The following is an 18,791-nucleotide window of genomic DNA, read 5'->3' on the forward strand; positions in this document are numbered from 1 at the left end:
GCGTTACGCCGACGGCGTCACCTCCCGCAACATCACCTCCGCTTGCGCCAACACCGTCTGCACGGCTTCCTGCTCAAGATCGGGCGGGTAGCCGTACTTTTTCAGGATGCGCTTGACCAGGACCCGCATGCGGGCACGGGCGCTGCTCTTGTGCTGCCAATCGACCGTCGCCGAACCCCGCATCTGCTCGACCAGTTCGTGGGCGATGACGCGAAGCTGATCACTGCCCATCGCCTCGACCGCGCTCTCGTTTTCGGCGAGTGCGTCATAGAAGGCGAGTTCCTCCGGCGATAGACCATGCTCCTTGCCGCGAGCGGCTGAGGCCTTGATGTCCTTCGCCAGCGCGATCAGCTCCTGGATCATCTCCACCGTCGAAATCGCGTTGGCGTGATAGCGGGCTACAGCCTCCTCCAGGCGTCGGGAAAAGGATTTTGTCTCGACCACGTTCGACCGCGACCGGCTCCTGATCTCGCCGTTGAGAAGTTTCTTCAATGCCTCCAGCGCCAGGTTCTTCTTTTCCATCTGCTGGATTTCCGCCAGGAACTCATCCGAGAGGATCGAGATATCTGGCGACTGGATGCCCGCCGCCTTCAATATATCCACGATCTCCGCATTGGCGACGGCCTGGTCGAGAAGTTGCTCGACCGCGAAGGTCTTGGCCCTATCGGACATCTTGCCGGTGCCAGTCGTCTTGACCAGCGCGGCCCGCACCGCTTGGAAGAAGCCGATCTCGTCGCGGATAGAGCGGGCCTCGTCACTGGCCGAGGCGAGCGCATTGGCCTTGCCGAGTTCCAGTACCGCATCCTGAAAGCGGCGATGTGCTCGCTTTTTTTCGTCGACGCCACCTACCTTTGCGGCTTCGTTCTCCTGCCATTTCAATATCCAGTCGATGGCGTCAGCGAGAGCAACGAGCCGCTGATGGGGCCGGCCGTTGATGCCAAGGCCATAGTCATGACCATAGAACATCCCGCGCACGACCTCGAACTTCTCCATCAGCACCGCGACGGCCTCTTCCTCGTCGATGCCAGTCTTCTCCTGGTCGGATTTCGTATACTGGCCGAGCGCGTTCTTCAGGTTCTGGGCGATGCCGATGTAATCGACGATCAGGCCGCCGGGCTTGTCCTTGAACACCCGATTGACGCGGGCAATCGCTTGCATCAGGCCGTGGCCGCGCATCGGCTTGTCGATGTACATGGTATGCACGCAGGGCGCGTCGAAGCCGGTCAGCCACATGTCGCGCACGATCACTAGTTTCAGCGGATCGTCGGGGTCGCGCGCCCGCTTGGCAAGGTCGTCGCGGCGCTTCTTGTTGCCAATATGCGGCTGCCAATCGAGCGGATCGGACGCCGAGCCGGTCATGACGATCTTGACGGCACCCTTGTCGTCATCGTCGGAATGCCATTCGGGCCGCAGCTTGATAATCTGCTTGTAGAGATCGACGCAGATGCGACGGCTCATGCACACCGCCATCGCCTTGCCATTCATGCCGGCAAGGCGTGCTTCGAGGTGCTCGACCAGGTCGGCGGCGATCTGCGCCAGGCGCTTTTCCGAGCCGACCAACCGCTCGACCGTTGTCCACTTCGCTTTCTGCTTTTCCTGCTCCGACAACTCGTCGTCTTCGAGGATGGCCTCGATCTCGGCGTCGATGCGTGGTTTCTCGTTCTCGTCCAGCTCTATGCGGGCGAGGCGGCTCTCGTAGAAGATCGGAACCGTCGCCCCGTCCTCCACCGCCCGGCTAATGTCGTAGATGTCGATGTACTCGCCGAAGATCGCGGGCGTGTTTACATCGTCGGCCTCGATCGGTGTACCAGTGAAGCCGATGAACGATGCGTTCGGCAAGGCCTGCCGGATATAGTGCGCATAGCCGTAACGGCGCCTGCCAGTTGCCTTGTCGAGTTTGGCGCCAAAGCCGTATTGGCTGCGGTGCGCTTCGTCTGCGATGACGATGACGTTGCGCCGCTCCGTCAGCATCGGGAAGCTTTCCTCGCCGGCCTCGGGTGAGAATTTCTGCACCGTCGTGAAGATCACGCCGCCCGATGCGCGGTTGAGCAGCCGGCGCAACTCGTCACGGCTGTCGGCCTGTTCCGGTTTCTGGCGGATCAGGTCGCGGCACAGGCTGAACGTCGAAAACAGCTGGTCGTCCAGGTCGTTGCGATCGGTCAGAACGACCAGTGTCGGGTTCTCCAGTTCCCGCGACCGCACCACGAGCCCGCCGAAGAACGCCATTAGCAGGCTCTTGCCGGAGCCTTGCGTGTGCCAGATCACGCCGATCTTGCGGTCGCCGTCGGGGCGCGCCGCCTCGATCGCGCTGGCGAGCGCCTTCCTTGCGCCGTGGAACTGATGATAACCGGCAATGATCTTGAACGGTCCTTCGCCCTTGTCGCCGAAGACGATGAAATCGCGCAACAAACCGAGGAAGCGTTTGCGGTCGAACACGCCGCGCAACAGCGTCGCCATCTCGCGTGGCCCATGCGGCGTGAAATCGCCGTCCGCGCCTGTGACCGTGCGCCACGGCATGAAGCGTTCCTCGTCGGCGCTGAGCGAGCCGACACGCGCCAGGATACCGTCGGAGGCCACCAGCACCGCATTGGTGCGAAACAGCGACGGCACCTGTGCCTTGTAGGTCTGCAACTGGTTGAACGCGGCGCTAATGTCAGCGGCCTCCGATCCGGCGTTCTTCAACTCGATGATGGCTAGCGGTAGCCCGTTGACGAACACGACGATGTCGGGACGGCGCTTGTGGCGGCCCTCGACGACGGTGAACTGGTTCGTCACCAGCCAGTCGTTTTTGTCCACATTGTCGAAGTCAAATATCCAGACCTTGTCGCCCTTGATCTCGCCATCGGCGGCGAGAAATTCGACATCGACACCTTCCGTGAGAAGGCGATGAATGCGCCGGTTCTCTTCGACCAGCGATGGGTTCACCGTGACGAAAAGCTGCTTGATCGCGGCTGCCCGCGCCTCCGCCGGGATGAACGGGTTAAGGCGCGCGATCGCAGCCGTTAGCCGTGCAGCCAGGATGGTGTCGGAATAGGCATTACGCTCCGGCGCGGAGCCGTCAGGCGCGATCTGATGCGAAGAGGTGTAGGTGTAGCCAAGCTTTTCGAAGATGCTGATGGCCGCGTCCTCGACGATGTCCTCGCGGAAGCCGGATCGGGAGTACTCCGTCTCGATCTGTTCGTAGACGATGCCTTTGCCCGGCTGCTCGGTCACGGCGTGCTCCCATTGGCGAGCGCGTCCAGGACGCGGTCCACTTCTCCGACGGTTTCGGGCACGAACCGAAGCGCGTCTCCTCGGTGGAGACGTTCGAAGGTCTTCAGCGCGCTGTGTCGTCCGTAAAGAACCTCACGGCGTTCATTCCTCTTCGAGTAGGTTTCGCTGCCGTGGCGCCTTTCAGGTCGAAGCCCGCTCAACATCGATAAATCCACGCCGTCGGCTTCGCACCAAATCTGAAGCTCGCTGTCGGGTTTCACGATGATGGCGACCTCTATGGGGCCTGCTCCAATTCTCGGCAACAGATACCGGCGGGCGTGAACATTCTGATGCCCCGAGCGATGGACAGCAGCGTCGCGATCAAGCCGGTCTTGGCAGTGTCTCTTCAGCGCAGCGTAAGGATCGGTCATTGCGCCGCCTCAAGCTGTCGTTCGGCCTCGTTAAGGCGGATTTCACCCGACATCAGCTTGGGAAGAAGGAGATCGCGAGCGGCGGCAAGAGTGCGGTTTTGTCCGCCGTTCGCTGAGATCATGCTAAACCACGGGGTGATAATTTTACCAAACGCCTCCAGCACTTCCTTGCTTGGGTCGGCGCACATGAAGGATGCAAGGCTATCCGGCTGCGCCCGCTGTCTCCCGGACGTGCCGGTCATGCTACGAATGGCGCGGTCGCGGAACTCATCGTGTCGGACGAGTAGATATGCATAAGGTGGCGGGACTGGAGGTTTTGCTCGCAAAACAATGAACTCGGTCGATCCCCAGCCAACAACAGATGGGCTAGCCAGAAAGTCAACGAACGCGGCCTTACCGTTTTCGAGGCACGGGGTTATCCGCGCAAGAAGCGCGTCCCCGTTGCGGAAGCGCATGCCCGATCCGAACTCCCGCTCAATTGGGGGCTCGGCAAGGCTTCCGCGAGTAGGCAAAGAGCTCATGTCCGAGTAAGGAGCAATAGTTCCGCGCTTCAACGGCTCGCTCGGGTTGAATTCGATCAGATTTGAAATCGCAACTGCCTTCCACCCTTCCGGCACCGCATTGTCGGTGGTGACCGCCGGGAACATATCGGAGAGTTGCTGTGCCCGCTCGGGATCGGTGACAAGCCCACCTACGATCTCGACGGGATCGGTCGCGCCATCCATCTTGCGGCGGGTCGGGCCGAAATCGACGAACCAGTCACGGAAGATCGCCTGGGCCATCGCCTCCAGCGCTTCATTCATGCGCCGGTTCAGGTCGATCTTGTCGTCAAGGGAGCCGAGTATTTCGGCAATCTGCTCCTGTTCCGGGATAGAAGGTAATCGAAATTGATACGCCTTGATTTGACCGCCACTGATATGCGGAACGGCAGTCCCTGTTTGGACGCCGAGAACGTAGTCAGTAAAAGCCCTACTGCCGAGGACGTACCTCAAAAAGCGGGTGGAGAGGTACTGCGTACCGCGCAGCCTTGCAACTCGTTGAACAAGAAAACTTGGCAGATCGTCCGACCTAACTGTCGCATATTTTAGTCCAGCGTCGATCCAAGGCCGGTCCATTGCCAAGACGACATCTCTTTGTTCCAGGCGATAGGGAGAGACATCGTCGGTCAAAGTAAGGGGCCACCGCTTAGCATTATCCCACCGAAGCGTTCCTTGGGCGATGTTGTCTCCTCGTAGAAGTCGTGGGTCGGAAACAGCGTCGGAATAGCTTGCGCTCTTGAAAGGGAACCCGGTTAGGAAATCCGCCACGTCCCCCAATTTGACCATTGGCCAATCAATCATTCGCGGCCACCACATCGAGTGCCGCCGCTATACGTTCCTCCAGGGCCCGTGCCTCCACGAATTGGCCTTGCAACTTCTCGCGCAAAGCTTCGAATTTCTCTGCGAACGACACGCCGTCATCCTCGGCATCCACCGCGCCTACATAGCGCCCCGGTGTCAGCACATGACCATGCTCGCGCACTTCCGCTAGCGTGGCCGCTTTGCAGAAGCCCGGCTCATCGACATAGGCCGTGCCGTGATCCTTGTTGCGCCACCGGTGATAGGCACCAGCGATCCGGTCGATGTCGTCAGCGCTGAATTTGCGGTGAACCCTCTCTTCAATGAAGCCAAGCTTACGGGCGTCGATGAACAGGATTTCACCGCGCCGGTCGCGATGGCCGTTGGCGCTCTTGTCGCGCGCCAATATCCACAAGCAGGCCGGGATTTGCGTCGAGAAGAACAACTGACCTGGCAGTGCCACCATGCAGTCCACCACGTCGGCCTCGACCATCGCCTTGCGGATGTCGCCTTCGCCGGACTGCTGCGACGACATCGAACCGTTGGCGAGCACCACGCCGCCAGTGCCGCGTGGCGCAAGGTGGTGCAGGATTTGCTGGAGCCAGGCGAAATTGGCGTTGCTCTTCGGCGGCGTCCCATATTTCCAGCGGACATCGTCCGCCAGCCGCTCGCCGCCCCAATCAGAGATGTTGAATGGCGGATTGGCGAGGATGAAATCGGCTTTCAGGTCGGGCAGTTCGTCGCGATGAAAGCTGCCTTCGTTGTTCCAGCGGATGTCGGCGTCGATGCCCTGCACGGCGAGGTTCATCTTCGCCAGCCGCCAAGTCGTATGGTTGATCTCCTGGCCGTAGATGGCGATGGCGTCGCGCCGGCCGCCGTGTTCCTCTATGAACGTTTCCGATTGCACGAACATGCCGCCCGAGCCGCAGCAGGGATCGTAGACGCGGCCCTTGTAAGGTTCGAGCATTTCGACCAGTGTTCGCACTACCGAGCGCGGCGTGAAGAACTCGCCGCCGCGTTTGCCTTCCGAACTGGCGAAGCCGGACAGAAAATACTCATAGACCCGGCCAAGCAGGTCCTTCGCCTTGTCCGTGCCGTCATGCATGCCGATGTTGGAGAAAAGGTCGATCAACTCGCCGAGCATCGTCTTGTTCAGCGTTGGGCGGGCGTAGTTCTTCGGCAGGACGCCTTTCAGCCCTTCGTTCGACGGCGCCTTTTCGATGGCCTCCATCGCCTCGTCGATCAGCTTGCCGATTTCGGGCCGCTTGGCGCTTCCTTGCAGGAACGACCAGCGCGCCTCCTTCGGCACCCAAAAAACGTTCTCCGCCAGGTATTCTTCTGGGTCTTCCGCATCGGCATGCGCCTCCGCCGCGAGCTTCGCGTGCATCCCCTCGAAGGCGTCAGAAATGTATTTCAGGAAGATCAGCCCGAGCGCGACGTGCTTGTATTCTGACGGCTCAAGGTTGCCGCGCAGCTTGTCAGCCGCCCGGAAGAGATCGGCCGTGAAATTGATATCGGAATTGTTGCCGTTTACTGCCAAGGCTGCGCTTCCCCAAATCAGTTGCGGGGAAAGTAGGCCGCCGCCTGGGGCGCTGTAAAGCAAGCTGAGAGGATTACCCAAAATCGGCATTCGCGCGGATCACTTGATCCGGGAGGCGCCCCAATCAATTGACCGCGTCAGCTTGGCATCGCGTTTCCACAGCGCCGCGAATTGCCGCATCAACTTGCGTTCAGCAGCGATGCGGGCCTCAATCTCCTCTTTCGGCGCATCGGACGGCCAGTGAGAACCGCCGCAATCACCCGCCCCTGTGAGATATAGCCGCCGGACCGCCGCCTCGGCGCGCTTCGGCTTGCCGCGCCAAAATTCGCTTTCGCGGACGGTGCGCTCCATCTCGCGCAAATAACGCATCTGATTTTCGTCGCGCATTTTCATGGCCGGCATAGAGGGCATGCCAAGCGCCGGCACGCAAGATCATGCCGACGTTCCACTGAGGTCGCGTCCCGATCAGTTTCGGGTAGGGTTTCAGGTAGGAGACGTTTTTCGGGAAACGCTAAGCCTTTGTTTTTTCTGGTCGGAGTGGCAGGATTTGAACCTGCGACCCCCTCGTCCCGAACGAGGTGCGCTACCAGGCTGCGCTACACTCCGTGACCAGACCGCGGGCTTATAGCCGCCACACTTCGTTCCTGCAAGCGGCAATGGCAGCACGTCTGTCGCATTTCGTACGCTTTCGCCGGGCATTGACGGAAAGCCCGGATTACCATGCTGGAAACACGGCCTAAAGCCTTGCGTGCTATGCAGCCGCCTCGCTAGATTGTGTTTTCGCTGCCTGGAGCTCTGCTGTCTTGCCCCCAAAAATCGTTGGCGAAGCCCGGCCCAACAGTTTCGAATTCGAAACCGCGGCGCTGATCAAGGCGTCCGGCTTTCGTGAATATGATGCGCGCTGGTGGTTCGGCCATCCAGGTTCGGCATTGCCGCCGGAACTCAATCTGATCGGTGTCCAGGCGCTTGGCATGGGGCTTGGCACGCTGATCCGGCGTCTTGGCGCCGGACCCGATATCGTCACCGGGCATGATTTCCGTTCCTATTCGCTTGGCATCAAGCTGGCGCTGGTGTCCGGGCTGATGGCGGCCGGCGCACGGGTGAAGGACATCGGCCTGGCGCTGTCTCCGATGGCCTATTTCGCGCAGTTCGCACTGGAGACTCAATCGGTGGCGATGGTTACCGCCTCGCACAACGAAAATGGCTGGACCGGCGTCAAGATGGGCGCGGCGCGGCCGCTGACTTTCGGGCCCGAGGAGATGGGCACGCTGAAGACGATCGTGCTGGCGGGCGATTTCGACCTTACAGGCGGCGGCTCCTATGATTTCGTCCGCGATTTTCGCACCACCTATCTCGACGACCTGACCAGGGACAAGCGCATCACACGAAAGCTCAAAGTGGTCGCGGCTTGCGGCAATGGCACTGCTGGAGCTTTTGCCCCGGAAGCCTTGCAGCGCATAGGCTGCGAAGTGATCCCGCTCGATGCGGAACTCGACCACACCTTCCCGCACTACAACCCCAACCCGGAAGACATGCGGATGCTGCATGCCATCAGCGACAAGGTGCTGGAGACAGGGGCCGATGTCGGGCTGGGCTTCGATGGCGATGGCGACCGCTGCGGCGTCGTCGACAATGAAGGCAACGAGATCTTTGCCGACAAGGTCGGCGTCATGCTGGCGCGCGACATTTCCAGCCGATACCCGGGCTCGACCTTCGTCGTCGACGTCAAGTCGACGGGACTGTTCAATACCGACGCGGTGCTGCGCGCCAACGGCGCCGTCACCGATTACTGGAAGACAGGCCATTCCTACATCAAGCGCCGTGTCGCCGAACTCGGCGCGGTCGCCGGCTTCGAAAAGTCAGGCCACTTCTTCTTCAACCCGCCGATCGGGCGCGGCTATGATGACGGGTTGGTCACGGCAATCGCCATCTGTCAGATGCTGGACCGCAACCCGGCCAGTTCCATGGCCGACCTCTACCGCGCGCTGCCGCTGACCTTCGGCACGCCCACCATGTCACCGCACTGCGCGGACGATGTGAAGTACGGTGTCGTTGAGCGGGTCGTTTCCGATTTTCGGGCGATGCAGCGGGACGGTGCCAATTTCGCGGGCCAGAAGATCGTGGACCTCGTCACCGTCAACGGCGTGCGCGTCGTTGCCGAGGACGGCACCTGGGGCCTGGTGCGCGCCTCGTCGAACAAGCCGGAACTGGTCGTGGTCGTCGAAAGCCCGGTTTCGTCGGGGCGTCGCCGGCAGATGTTCGATGCCGTCGACGCCATACTGCGCCGCAGTCCCGAAGTCGGCGCCTACAACCAGACTTTTTGACAGGGCATCATGAACCAGAGGATCGTCAGTTTTGTCATGAGTGGCGGCGTCGGCTCCCGGCTATGGCCGCTGTCGCGCGAGGACAATCCCAAGCAGTTCCACGATCTGTCAGGCGATGGCTCCATGCTGGCCAAGACCCTGCGCCGCCTGACGGCAAGGCCCCATGGCGAAACACCGATCTTCCTGGTCGCGTCGGAGCGTCACGCCGAGCGTGTCCGTGCCGACCTCGCCGGTCTCGATCTTGCCGGTGGCGGTCCCCTGTTCGAACCCGCGGGGCGCAACACGGCCGCCGCCGTCGCACTGGCGACCCTGCGCACTTTATCGGAATTCGGCGACAGCCTGATGCTGGTGGTGCCCTCCGACCATGAAATAGCGACGGCGGGGCAGTTCTGGCAAAGTATTGAAGCGGGATCCGAGGCGGCGCGCGCCGGTCGCCTTGTGGTGTTCGGCATCAAGCCGACCCAGCCGGAAACAGGTTACGGCTATATCGAGGTGTCGGTCGAGAAGGGCGGGGTGTTCGACGTGTCGCGCTTCGTCGAGAAGCCCGACCTTGCGACAGCCAATGACTATCTCAAGGCGGGAAATTTCTACTGGAATACCGGCATCTTCCTGTTTCGGGCCGGAGCCATGCGCGACGCTTTCGAGGCATTTCAGCCCGACATCTGGCACGCCACCGAAGCTGCCTACAAGGCCGCCACATCGGACCTGTCCGGCCTCTATATGCCGCTGGAGCTTTACGCCGCAATCCCGTCGAACTCGATCGACTATGCCATCATGGAGCGGGCAAAAGACATAGCCATGGTGCCGGCCGGTTTCCGCTGGAACGATCTCGGCTCCTGGCAATCGCTCCTCGATGTCGGTCCCGCCGACGACCAGGGCAATGTCCTCGTCGGGGATGTCGTCGCCATCGATTGCGAGAATTCCTATATTCGCAGCGACGGTCGCCTGCTGTCGGCGATCGGCATGAAGGACGTCGCCATCGTCTCGACCGCCGATGCCACCTTCGTTGCCCCCGTCAGCCATAGTCAGCACGTCAAGAAGATCGTCGAACAACTCGAAAGATCGGGACGGCTGGAAACCAGATTCACGCCGGCCCATGACCGCGTCATCGAAAGCGGCGCCTGGCGGCGGCGCGTGCATCACTGGCTGTTCCAGGAGACCTTGCCTTTGTGGTCGACATCGGGCGTCGACGAGCACCATGGCGGCTTCCACGAGGCGCTGGGTTTCGACGCCAAGCCGCTCATCAAGCCCAAGCGCATGCGTACCCAGGCCCGGCAAATTTATGCCTTCGCGGTTGCCAGGGAGCGCGGCTGGACCGGTCCGGCCGACCGGCTGATCGCGCACGGCATCGAGTTCATGGCTGGGCAGGGCCGCACCGAACGGGGCGGCTGGGTGCGCACGCTGAACATCGACGGCTCTGTCGCCGATCCGGTCGAGGACGCCTACGATCATTCCTGCATTCTGCTGGCATTGGCGCATGCCCATATGTCGGGCAATCCCGATGCCTTGCGGCTTGGCGAAGAGACCTTCGCCTTCCTGGATGCGCATCTGGAGGATAGCCGCATGACGGGGTTCCTCGAGACGTCGGACGGCGCGGGCGAGCGGCGATCCAATCCGCACATGCACCTGCTCGAGGCTTTCCTTGCCTGGCATCAGGCGACCGGCGACCGCGCCTACCTGCGCCGGGCGGCGCGCATCATCGACCTGTTCCGAAGCCATTTCTTCGACACCGAAAGCTGGACGCTCGGCGAATATTTCGATGCCGAATGGAAACCCTCCGCCGGTGAGAAAGGGAGCTGGACAGAACCTGGCCACCATTTCGAATGGGCCTCGCTGCTGCTCGACTTTGCCGCGCGAAGCGGCCAGACCGAACTGACAGCCTTCGCCAGGAAGCTCTACGCCTCGGCGATCGCCAATGGCCTCAACCGCGCCACCGGTCTCGCCTATGGCGCGGTCTCGCGGCAGGGATTGCCGCTGGACCGGGTGTCCCGCAGCTGGCCGCAGGCCGAAGCGATCAAGGCCGCTATCGCGCTCGACGGTTCGGGGGGGCCGGACCTGAAGCCAGAGATCGAGGCGCGGGTTGGACGCCTGTTCCGTTGGCATATCGACCCCGCGCCGCTCGGCCTTTGGATCGATCGCATCGACGAACGCGGCCGCTCTCAGGCTGCCGACGTGCCGGCCAGTATCTTCTATCATCTTGTCTGCGCGCTGACGCAGTATCTGGATGGCACGGTGGACAAGTAGACAGGCTCAATACGGGCTGGCGACGTCACCGGTCTCGACATAGACCGATTTCAGCTGCGAATAGAGCGCAAGCGCCGCCAGCGAATTCTCGCGCCCGATGCCGGATTGTTTGACGCCGCCGAAAGGGATTTCCACCGGCGTCAGATTGTAGGCGTTGATCCAGCAGGTTCCGGCCTGCAATTCGGCGATGACGCGGTGGGCGCGCTGCAGGTCGCGTGTGAAGACGCCCGCGGCAAGGCCGAACTCCGTATCGTTGGCGCGGTCGATCACCTCGTCCTCGCCGTCGAATTTCAGCACGCACATGACCGGGCCGAAAATCTCCTCGCGGGCGATGCGCATGGTGTCGGTGACGCTGGTGAACACGGTCGGCTCGACGAAGAAGCCGCTGTCAAAACCTTGCAGCGACGGCACGTTGCCGCCGCAGGCCAGCGTGGCTCCATCCTGCTTGCCGGCCTCGATATAGCCGACGACCTTCTCGTGCTGTGCTTTCGAGACCAGCGGCCCCATTTGCGTCTCAGGATCGAGCGGATCGCCGATGCGGATCTTCTTGGTCCGTTCGACCAGCCGCTCGACAAAGCGGTCGTGAATGCCGCTCTGGACAAAGACGCGTGTGCCGTTGGAGCAGATTTGGCCGGTCGAATAGAAATTGCCGAGCATGGCGCCACCAATGGCATTTTCGAGATCGGCATCGTCGAAGACGATCAGCGGCGACTTGCCGCCGAGTTCCATCGTCGCGTGCTTCATCTTGGAGCCGGCAAGCGACAGCACCTTGCGGCCGGTTGGCACCGAACCGGTCACCGAGACCTTGGCGACGACATCGTGGCTGACAAGGCCGGCGCCGACATCGCCATAGCCCTGCACGACGTTGAACAGCCCGTCGGGCAAGCCTGCCTCCGAGTAGATTTCGGCCAGCGCCAGCGCCGAAAGCGGCGTGTTTTCCGATGGCTTGAACACCATGGCGTTGCCCATGGCGAGCGCCGGCGCCGATTTCCAGCCGGCGATCTGGATCGGATAATTCCATGCACCGATGCCGACGCAGACGCCGAGCGCCTCACGGCGCGTGTAGGCGAAGGGGCCGCCGAGGTCGACGGCTTCGCCGTTGAAGACGGCGACGGCGCCGGCGAAATACTCAAGGCAATCCGCCGCCGAAGGCGCGTCGGCCACCAATGTCTCCTGGATCGCCTTGCCGGTGTCGAGCGTCTCGATGCGGGCAAGATCGGCGTTGCGGGCGCGCAAGATGTCGGCGGCACGGCGCAGAATGCGGCCGCGCTCGACCGGCTTCAGCCGCGCCCACGCCGGCTGCGCCGCCCGCGCGGCCTCGATGGCGAGTTCCAGAACGTTTGGCGTCGCCGAACGCAGCATGGCGATGGTCTCGCCCGTAGCCGGATAGATGACCGGCAGCGGCGCGCCCTGCTCGTCATCGATGTAGCGTCCGTTGACGTAGTGCGATGCCGTGGGTTGGGCGCGCATGGGAACTCTCCAAGTCGTCATCGCCCCAAAATGGGCAGCTCACTCTATCGGATCATGGCCTATCTGTCGGACGCCTGCCAGCGCGGATTGATCCAAGGTTCCTGGTTGGAAGGCGCGAGCGGCGTGCGGCCAAGAATGTGATCCGATGCCTTCTCGCCGGTCATGATCGACGGCGCGTTGAGGTTGCCGTTGGTCACGCGCGGAAAGATCGAGGAGTCGGCGACCCGCAGTCCGTCGATGCCGATGACCCGGCATTCCGGATCGACGACGCTCGTTTGGTCATCGACGCGGCCCATTCGGCAGGTGCCGCAGGGGTGGTAGGCGCTTTCGGCGTGGTCGCGAATGAACACATCGAGATCGTCATCCGACTGCACATGGCTGCCCGGCGAGATTTCCTGTCCGCGATAGGAGTCGAAAGCCGACTGGCCGAAGATCTCGCGGGTCAGGCGGATGCAGTGGCGGAACTCCGCCCAATCGTCCGCATGCGACATGTAGTTGAAGCGGATGACCGGCTTCGCTTTCGGGTCCGGCGACCGCAGCGTCACCGAACCGCGCGACTTCGATCGCATCGGCCCGACATGCGCCTGGAAGCCATGCGACTTCGCCGCCGCCTTGCCGTCATAACGCACTGCCGCCGGGATGAAGTGGTACTGGATGTCGGGGTAGTCGACACCGGCCCGCGAACGCACGAAGGCGGCGGCCTCGAAATGGTTGGTGGCGCCCAGGCCCGATTTGAAGAACAGCCACTGCGCCCCAATCATCGCCTTGGACAACGGGTTCAGCACTGAATTCAGCGTAATCGGTCTGGTCGATTCCTGCTGGATGTAGAGCTCCAGATGGTCCTGCAGGTTGCCGCCGACGCCAGGCCGGTCGGCGACGACGGCAATGCCGTTTTCGCGCAAATGCCCGGCTGGGCCGATACCCGACAGCATCAGGATCTTTGGCGAATTGATCGACGATGCCGCGACGATCACTTCGCGTCGCGCCTTAACGACCTGAATCTGTTTGTGAGCTTCGATCTCGACGCCGATGGCGCGTTGATTCTCGATGATCACCCGGCGCGCGAAGCCTTTGACCAGACTCACGTTCTTGCGTCTCAGCGCCGGCTTCAGATAGGCCGAAGCCGCCGACCAGCGGCGACCGCCCAGAATGGTCTGCTCCATGGGGCCGAAGCCTTCCTGCTTGGCGCCATTGTAGTCGTCGGTCAGTTCGAACCCGGCCTGGCGGCCCGCCTCGACGAAGGCGCCATAGAGCGGATTGCGCCGCGAGCCGCGCTGCACATGCAGTGGGCCGCCGTGCCCGCGCCAGCCGTCCTCGCCGCCATCCGAATCCTCCATGCGTTTGAAATAGGGCAGCACGTCGGCGAAGCCCCAGCCGGCTGCTCCTTGTTCGGCCCAATGGTCGAAGTCGCGGGCGTGGCCGCGCACATAGACCATGCCGTTGATCGAGGACGAGCCGCCGATCACTTTGCCGCGCGGCGTCGCCAGCACGCGGCCGCCCAGATGCGGCTCCGGCTCGCTGGCGAAGCCCCAGTCGTAGAGGCTCATGTTGAGCGGAATCGACAGCGCCGACGGCATCTGGATCAGCGGTCCGATATCGGTGCCGCCGAACTCGATGACGATGACCGAATGCTTGCCGTCCTCGGACAGGCGATAGGCCATGGCCGAGCCGGCGGAGCCGGAGCCGATGATGACGAAATCCGCTTCAAGCATTGTTCATATGCGCCATAAAATCGGCGAGCGAAACGTTGCCGCCGGTAGCCACCACCAAGACGGTTTTTCCCGCCACACCCACCTTGCCGTCGAGCAGTGCCGCCAGTGACGCCGCACCCGACGGTTCGAGCACCACCTTCATCCGCTCGAAGGCGATCCGCATGGCACGTCGCACCGACTGATCGTCGACGGTGATGCCGCGGACACCCGCAGCCTTGACCGCGGCGAACGGCGCGTCGCCGGGCCGGCGTGACATCAGCCCGTCGCAGATCGATTTCGGGCCGATGGGCATGGTCTCGATGCTGCCATTCGCCAATGATGAGCCCATGCCATTGAACCCTTCGGGCTCGACACCGATGATCTCGGTTGCCGGCGACAGATAGTGGAAGGCGAGCGAAACGCCGCCGATCAATCCGCCGCCGCCGACGGAGCAGAACAACAGGTCGGCACTGGCATTCTTGGCGGCAAGCTGGTCGAGCGCTTCGAGGCCGGCGCCCGCCTGGCCGGCGACGATCTCGGGATCGTCGAACGGATGCAGCAGGGTCAGGCCTTCGGTTCCGGCGATCTCGCGCGCCCTGGCGGCGGCGACCTCCTCACGCGCGCGCTCGCCATGGTCGGTCAGCACGACGCGCGCGCCATAGCCCGCCGTCGCGTCTCGCTTGGCGGCCGGTGCATCGATCGGCATGACGATGGTCACGGGAATGCCGAGCGCCTGGCCGGCCGCGGCCAGCCCTTGCGCGAAATTGCCTGAAGAATAGGCAACGACGCCCTTCCTTGCCTCGTCGGGCGAAAGCCGCTTCAGCCGCCAATAGGCGCCACGGACCTTGAAGGATCCGGCCCACTGCAGCGATTCCGGTTTGATGAAGACCCGGGCCGCGCCGGTTTCCCTGGCCAGCGCGGCCGATTCCAGCAGCGGCGTGATCTGCGTCGCCTTGGAGGTGACCGCATAGGCCTGCCTCAGATGATCGAGTGTGGGAACGAGAAGGTCTGCCATCATTCGCCTCGCGGATACCTTTTGCTCTCTTCGAGATTGTCGAGGTTCATGTGATTGCGCATGTACCGCTCCGACGCCTTCTGCAGCGGCTGGAAATCCCAGGGGTAATAGGCGCCGTTGCGCAGCGCCGGATAGACGACCCAGCGGCGTGCCTGGCTCTCGCGCACGGCGGCGTCGAAGCCGGCCATGTCCCAACGCGCCCGCACCTTTTCCATGAATGCCGCCACAAGACCCGCATTGGTGGGGTCGTCGGCCAGATTGTCCCGCTCGAGCGGATCGGCTTCGAGGTCGAACAGTTGCGGCGGATCGAGTTCGCAATGGACGAATTTGTATCTGCCGTCGCGAATTGCCACCAAGGGCGCATAGGAGCCTTCCGCGGCATATTCGATCAACACCGGTGCCGTGCGCTGCCCGCCATTGATGAGCGGCAGCAGCGACTGGCCGTCGGTCCACGGTGCGATCGCTCCGATATCGATGCCGGCGAGGTCACAAAGCGTTGGTGCCACGTCGAGGTTGGAGACGGGTGCCTCGATCACTCCGGCATGAATACCCTTGCCGGCAATCATCAACGGCACCCGCGCCGAGCCTTCGAAGAAGCTCATCTTGAACCACAGTCCTCGCTCGCCGAGCATGTCGCCGTGGTCAGAGCAGAACAGGATGATCGTGTCGTCGAGCATGCGCGTTCGCGTCAGGACGTCCAGAAGTTCGCCGACCTTGTCGTCGACATAGGAGATGTTGGCGAAATAGCCGCGCCGCGAACGACGGACCTGCTCGGGCGTGATCTCGAAGGAGGGATAGTCGCTGGCGTGGTACAGACGCTGGGAATGCGCATCCTGCTCGTCTTGCGCTATGTACCCGGTTTGCGGGTCCACTGCCTGGCAATGCTCATAGAGATCCCAATACCGCTTGCGCGCGACATAGGGATCGTGCGGGTGCGACAGCGAGACGGTGAGGCACCAGGGCCGATGGCTTGCATCATCCTGTTCGCGCGAAAGCTGATAGAGCTTCTGCGACGCGAGGAACACGACCTCGTCGTCATACTCCATCTGGTTCGTGGTCTCGGCGACACCGGCGCCGGCTACCGACCCCAGATTGTGATACCACCACTCGATGCGCTCGCCGGGTTTGCGGTAGTCGGGCGTCCAGCCGAAATCCGCCGGATAGATATCGGTGGTCAGTCGCTCCTCGAAACCGTGCAACTGATCCGGTCCGACGAAATGCATCTTGCCTGACAGACAGGTGTAGTAACCGGCGGCACGCAAATGATGGGCGAAGGTCGGGATCGAGGAGGCGAACTCGGCCGCATTGTCATAGACACCGGTGCGTGACGGCAACTGGCCGCTCATGAACGAGGCCCGGCCGGGTGCGCAGAGCGGCGAGGCGGTGTAGGTGTTGGCAAAGCGCGCCGAATGCGCGGCCAGCGCTTTCAGATGCGGCGTGTGCAGAAATTCCGCCGGCCCGTCCGGGAACAAGGTCCCGTTGAGCTGATCGACCATGACGATCAGGAAATTGGGTCGCTTCGCTGTCACTGTTTGTGCCGCCCGCCAAGTTTGATTTCAAGATAGTCCTCGACCAGCGCAATCGCCGTCGCGGCGTCAGGCACGCCATCTTTCAGCGCGCGTCTGATGTAGAGCCCGTCGATCATCGCCGCCGTCGCTTCCGCGGCACGGTCGGCGTCTCTCCTCGGCAGGATACCGGTCAATCCGCTCATCAGGTTCGAATGCAGCCGCCGGGCGTAGATTCTGAGCAGCCGGCGCAGGGAAGACGATTGCTGCGCCTCAACGTAGAAAGCGAGCCATGCGGCGATGGTTTCCGCCCGGAACTGGATATCCGAGAAGTTGACGGCAACCACGGCCGAGACGCGCTCGCGCGGCGATGTGGCGGATTGAAGCGCACGGCGCATATCGACGGTCAGTTCGGCCAGGATGTGCCGCATCGTCGCGAACAGCAGTTCGTCCTTGGCGCCGAAATAGTGATGGGCAAGCGCCGAGGATACGCCGGCACGCCCGGCGATCTCCGACATGGTCACGTCGAGCGAACCGCGCTCGCCGATCGCCGAGATCGTCGCGTCGATGAGCGCCTTGCGGCGCAATGGCTCCATTCCAATTTTTGGCATGCTGTTCCCGATTTTGCAGGGAGGTTATTTTTTATTGACGCGTCAATCAATAAAAAAATCGACGATGGCGAGACCTGTACCAAGCGATTGTCTCGTCGCGGCCCTTCACGGCTCGGGCCGGAATGTTTATATTTGAACAATAACGGCGAACTGCGCCAGGAGCCCACATGCCAGGCTGGCGCCAAGGATGGAGACCGCCATGACCGCATGCATCGTTGGCTGGGCGCATTCGCGCTTCGGCAAGCTCGAGGGCGAAACGCTCGAAAACATGATCGTCAAGGTCGCGACGGACGCGCTCGATCATGCCGGCATCGGCCCCGACGAGGTCGACGAAATCGTGCTTGGCCATTTCAACGCGGGGTTTTCGGCGCAGGATTTCACGGCCAGTCTGGTTCTCCAGGCGGACGACCGATTGCGCTTCAAGCCGGCCACGCGCGTCGAGAACGCTTGCGCCACCGGCTCGGCCGCCGTCAGGCAAGGCATTCGTGCCATCGATGCGAACGCCGCCCGCATCGTGCTGGTGGTTGGTGCCGAGCAGATGACGACCACTCCCGGTCCCGAGATCGGCAAGAACCTGCTCAAGGCCTCCTACCTGCCCGAGGACGGCGACACGCCGGCCGGCTTTGCAGGCGTTTTCGGCAAGATCGCGCAGGCCTATTTCCAGCGTTATGGCGACCAGTCCGACGCGCTCGCCATGATCGCAGCCAAGAACCACAAGAACGGTGTCGACAATCCCTATGCCCAGATGCGCAAGGATTTCGGCTACGAATTCTGCCGCCAGGAGAGCGAGAAGAACCCCTTCGTCGCCGGTCCGCTGAAGCGCACCGACTGCTCGCTCGTCTCCGACGGCGCGGCCGCCCTCATCCTTGCCGACACGGCGACGGCGCTGAAGATGCGCCGCGCCGTCGCCTTCCGCGCCAACGAGCATGTGCAGGATTTCCTGCCGATGTCGAAGCGCGACATCCTGACCTTCGAAGGTTGCGAACAGGCCTGGACGCGTGCGCTGAAAAACGCCGGGGTGACGCTCGACGATCTCTCCTTCGTCGAAACGCATGACTGCTTCACCATCGCCGAACTGATCGAATATGAGGCGATGGGGCTGGCGAAGCCGGGTGAGGGCGCCAGATTGGCGCTGGATGGCACAACGGCAAAGGACGGACGCCTGCCGGTCAATCCCTCCGGCGGCCTCAAGGCCAAAGGCCATCCCATCGGCGCCACCGGTGTCTCCATGCATGTCTTGACCGCCATGCAGCTTGTCGACGAAGCCGGTGGCATCCAGGTGCCGGGCGCGAAACTCGGCGGGATCTTCAACATGGGCGGTGCGGCCGTCGCCAATTACGTTTCCATTCTCGACCGGATTCGATAAAGACGACCCGCATTACATCGCCGCGCGCCTTTCCCGGGCGCGCAGGGACGCTGTAGCACTTTGAT

General features: G+C 62.4%; 13 protein-coding genes and 1 tRNA gene. 3 read left to right on the forward strand and 11 right to left on the reverse strand.

Translation table 11 applies throughout. The features are described from left to right. Positions 1-3: 3 nt before the first annotated feature. The 6 genes from LB556_RS31850 to LB556_RS08660 all read right to left on the reverse strand — a co-directional run bounded on the left by LB556_RS31850 (position 4) and on the right by LB556_RS08660 (position 7,106). Entirely contained in the window at positions 4-3,213 is a 3,210-nt protein-coding gene (locus tag LB556_RS31850) for a type I restriction endonuclease subunit R (RefSeq protein WP_224566123.1), read from the reverse strand. Further along, on the reverse strand, positions 3,210-3,623 hold the full coding sequence (locus LB556_RS08640; protein WP_224566125.1) for a hypothetical protein: 414 nt from the start codon (positions 3,621-3,623) through the stop codon (positions 3,210-3,212). The genes LB556_RS31850 and LB556_RS08640 overlap by 4 nt, the downstream gene beginning before the upstream one ends. Continuing rightward, the gene (locus LB556_RS08645) at positions 3,620-4,978 is read right to left on the reverse strand and encodes a restriction endonuclease subunit S (protein WP_318011264.1); all 1,359 of its coding nucleotides are present in this window, start codon (positions 4,976-4,978) and stop codon (positions 3,620-3,622) included. Before LB556_RS08645 ends, LB556_RS08640 begins: the two co-directional genes overlap by 4 nt. Then, on the reverse strand, positions 4,956-6,500 hold the full coding sequence (locus tag LB556_RS08650) for a type I restriction-modification system subunit M (RefSeq protein WP_224566129.1): 1,545 nt from the start codon (positions 6,498-6,500) through the stop codon (positions 4,956-4,958). Before LB556_RS08650 ends, LB556_RS08645 begins: the two co-directional genes overlap by 23 nt. Before the next feature lie 99 nt (positions 6,501-6,599). Further along, a complete protein-coding gene (locus LB556_RS08655) occupies positions 6,600-6,887 on the reverse strand; it encodes a hypothetical protein (RefSeq protein WP_224566131.1) in 288 nt (95 codons plus the stop codon). A 142-nt stretch (positions 6,888-7,029) separates the two neighbouring features. Next, a tRNA-Pro gene (locus LB556_RS08660) sits at positions 7,030-7,106 on the reverse strand. 197 nt (positions 7,107-7,303) lie between these two features. Here LB556_RS08660 and LB556_RS08665 point away from each other — a divergent pair. Then, complete coding sequence (locus tag LB556_RS08665) at positions 7,304-8,824, forward strand: phosphomannomutase/phosphoglucomutase (protein ID WP_224566133.1); 1,521 nt, start codon at positions 7,304-7,306, stop codon at positions 8,822-8,824. 9 nt (positions 8,825-8,833) lie between these two features. Further along, the gene (locus tag LB556_RS08670) at positions 8,834-11,068 is read left to right on the forward strand and encodes a mannose-1-phosphate guanylyltransferase/mannose-6-phosphate isomerase (RefSeq protein WP_224566135.1); all 2,235 of its coding nucleotides are present in this window, start codon (positions 8,834-8,836) and stop codon (positions 11,066-11,068) included. 6 nt (positions 11,069-11,074) lie between these two features. Here LB556_RS08670 and betB read toward each other — a convergent pair whose 3' ends face one another. Genes betB through betI form a run of 5 tightly spaced genes read right to left on the reverse strand, consistent with a single transcriptional unit; the run spans position 11,075 to position 17,360 of the window. Beyond that, complete coding sequence (gene betB, locus LB556_RS08675) at positions 11,075-12,538, reverse strand: betaine-aldehyde dehydrogenase (RefSeq protein ID WP_224566137.1); 1,464 nt, start codon at positions 12,536-12,538, stop codon at positions 11,075-11,077. A gap of 59 nt (positions 12,539-12,597) precedes the next feature. Beyond that, a complete protein-coding gene (gene betA, locus LB556_RS08680) occupies positions 12,598-14,250 on the reverse strand; it encodes a choline dehydrogenase (protein ID WP_224566139.1) in 1,653 nt (550 codons plus the stop codon). Next, positions 14,243-15,247 (reverse strand): threonine/serine dehydratase, encoded by a 1,005-nt coding sequence (locus LB556_RS08685; RefSeq protein WP_224566141.1) that lies wholly within the window; start codon positions 15,245-15,247, stop codon positions 14,243-14,245. The genes betA and LB556_RS08685 overlap by 8 nt, the downstream gene beginning before the upstream one ends. Further along, the gene (betC, locus tag LB556_RS08690) at positions 15,244-16,773 is read right to left on the reverse strand and encodes a choline-sulfatase (RefSeq protein ID WP_224566143.1); all 1,530 of its coding nucleotides are present in this window, start codon (positions 16,771-16,773) and stop codon (positions 15,244-15,246) included. Before betC ends, LB556_RS08685 begins: the two co-directional genes overlap by 4 nt. Beyond that, positions 16,770-17,360 (reverse strand): choline-responsive transcriptional repressor BetI, encoded by a 591-nt coding sequence (gene betI, locus LB556_RS08695; protein ID WP_224566145.1) that lies wholly within the window; start codon positions 17,358-17,360, stop codon positions 16,770-16,772. Before betI ends, betC begins: the two co-directional genes overlap by 4 nt. A gap of 199 nt (positions 17,361-17,559) precedes the next feature. On the opposite strand from betI, the gene LB556_RS08700 reads away from it, so the two are divergent. Then, on the forward strand, positions 17,560-18,726 hold the full coding sequence (locus tag LB556_RS08700; RefSeq protein ID WP_224566147.1) for an acetyl-CoA acetyltransferase: 1,167 nt from the start codon (positions 17,560-17,562) through the stop codon (positions 18,724-18,726). Positions 18,727-18,791 lie beyond the last annotated feature (65 nt).

Source organism: Mesorhizobium sp. ES1-4, assembly GCF_020164745.1.
In the GTDB taxonomy this organism is placed as follows: Bacteria; Pseudomonadota; Alphaproteobacteria; order Rhizobiales; family Rhizobiaceae; genus Mesorhizobium.

What these genes read in the sequence shown, in the direction of transcription:
- LB556_RS08640 (WP_224566125.1), bottom strand. Translation starts at nt 3,623, where the DNA reads ATGACCGATCCTTACGCTGCGCTGAAGAGACACTGCCAAGACCGGCTT.
- LB556_RS08645 (WP_318011264.1), bottom strand. Translation starts at nt 4,978, where the DNA reads ATGTGGTGGCCGCGAATGATTGATTGGCCAATGGTCAAATTGGGGGAC.
- LB556_RS08655 (WP_224566131.1), bottom strand. Translation starts at nt 6,887, where the DNA reads ATGCGCGACGAAAATCAGATGCGTTATTTGCGCGAGATGGAGCGCACC.
- LB556_RS08670 (WP_224566135.1), top strand. Translation starts at nt 8,834, where the DNA reads ATGAACCAGAGGATCGTCAGTTTTGTCATGAGTGGCGGCGTCGGCTCC.
- betB (WP_224566137.1), bottom strand. Translation starts at nt 12,538, where the DNA reads ATGCGCGCCCAACCCACGGCATCGCACTACGTCAACGGACGCTACATC.
- betA (WP_224566139.1), bottom strand. Translation starts at nt 14,250, where the DNA reads ATGCTTGAAGCGGATTTCGTCATCATCGGCTCCGGCTCCGCCGGCTCG.
- LB556_RS08685 (WP_224566141.1), bottom strand. Translation starts at nt 15,247, where the DNA reads ATGATGGCAGACCTTCTCGTTCCCACACTCGATCATCTGAGGCAGGCC.
- betI (WP_224566145.1), bottom strand. Translation starts at nt 17,360, where the DNA reads ATGCCAAAAATTGGAATGGAGCCATTGCGCCGCAAGGCGCTCATCGAC.
- LB556_RS08700 (WP_224566147.1), top strand. Translation starts at nt 17,560, where the DNA reads ATGACCGCATGCATCGTTGGCTGGGCGCATTCGCGCTTCGGCAAGCTC.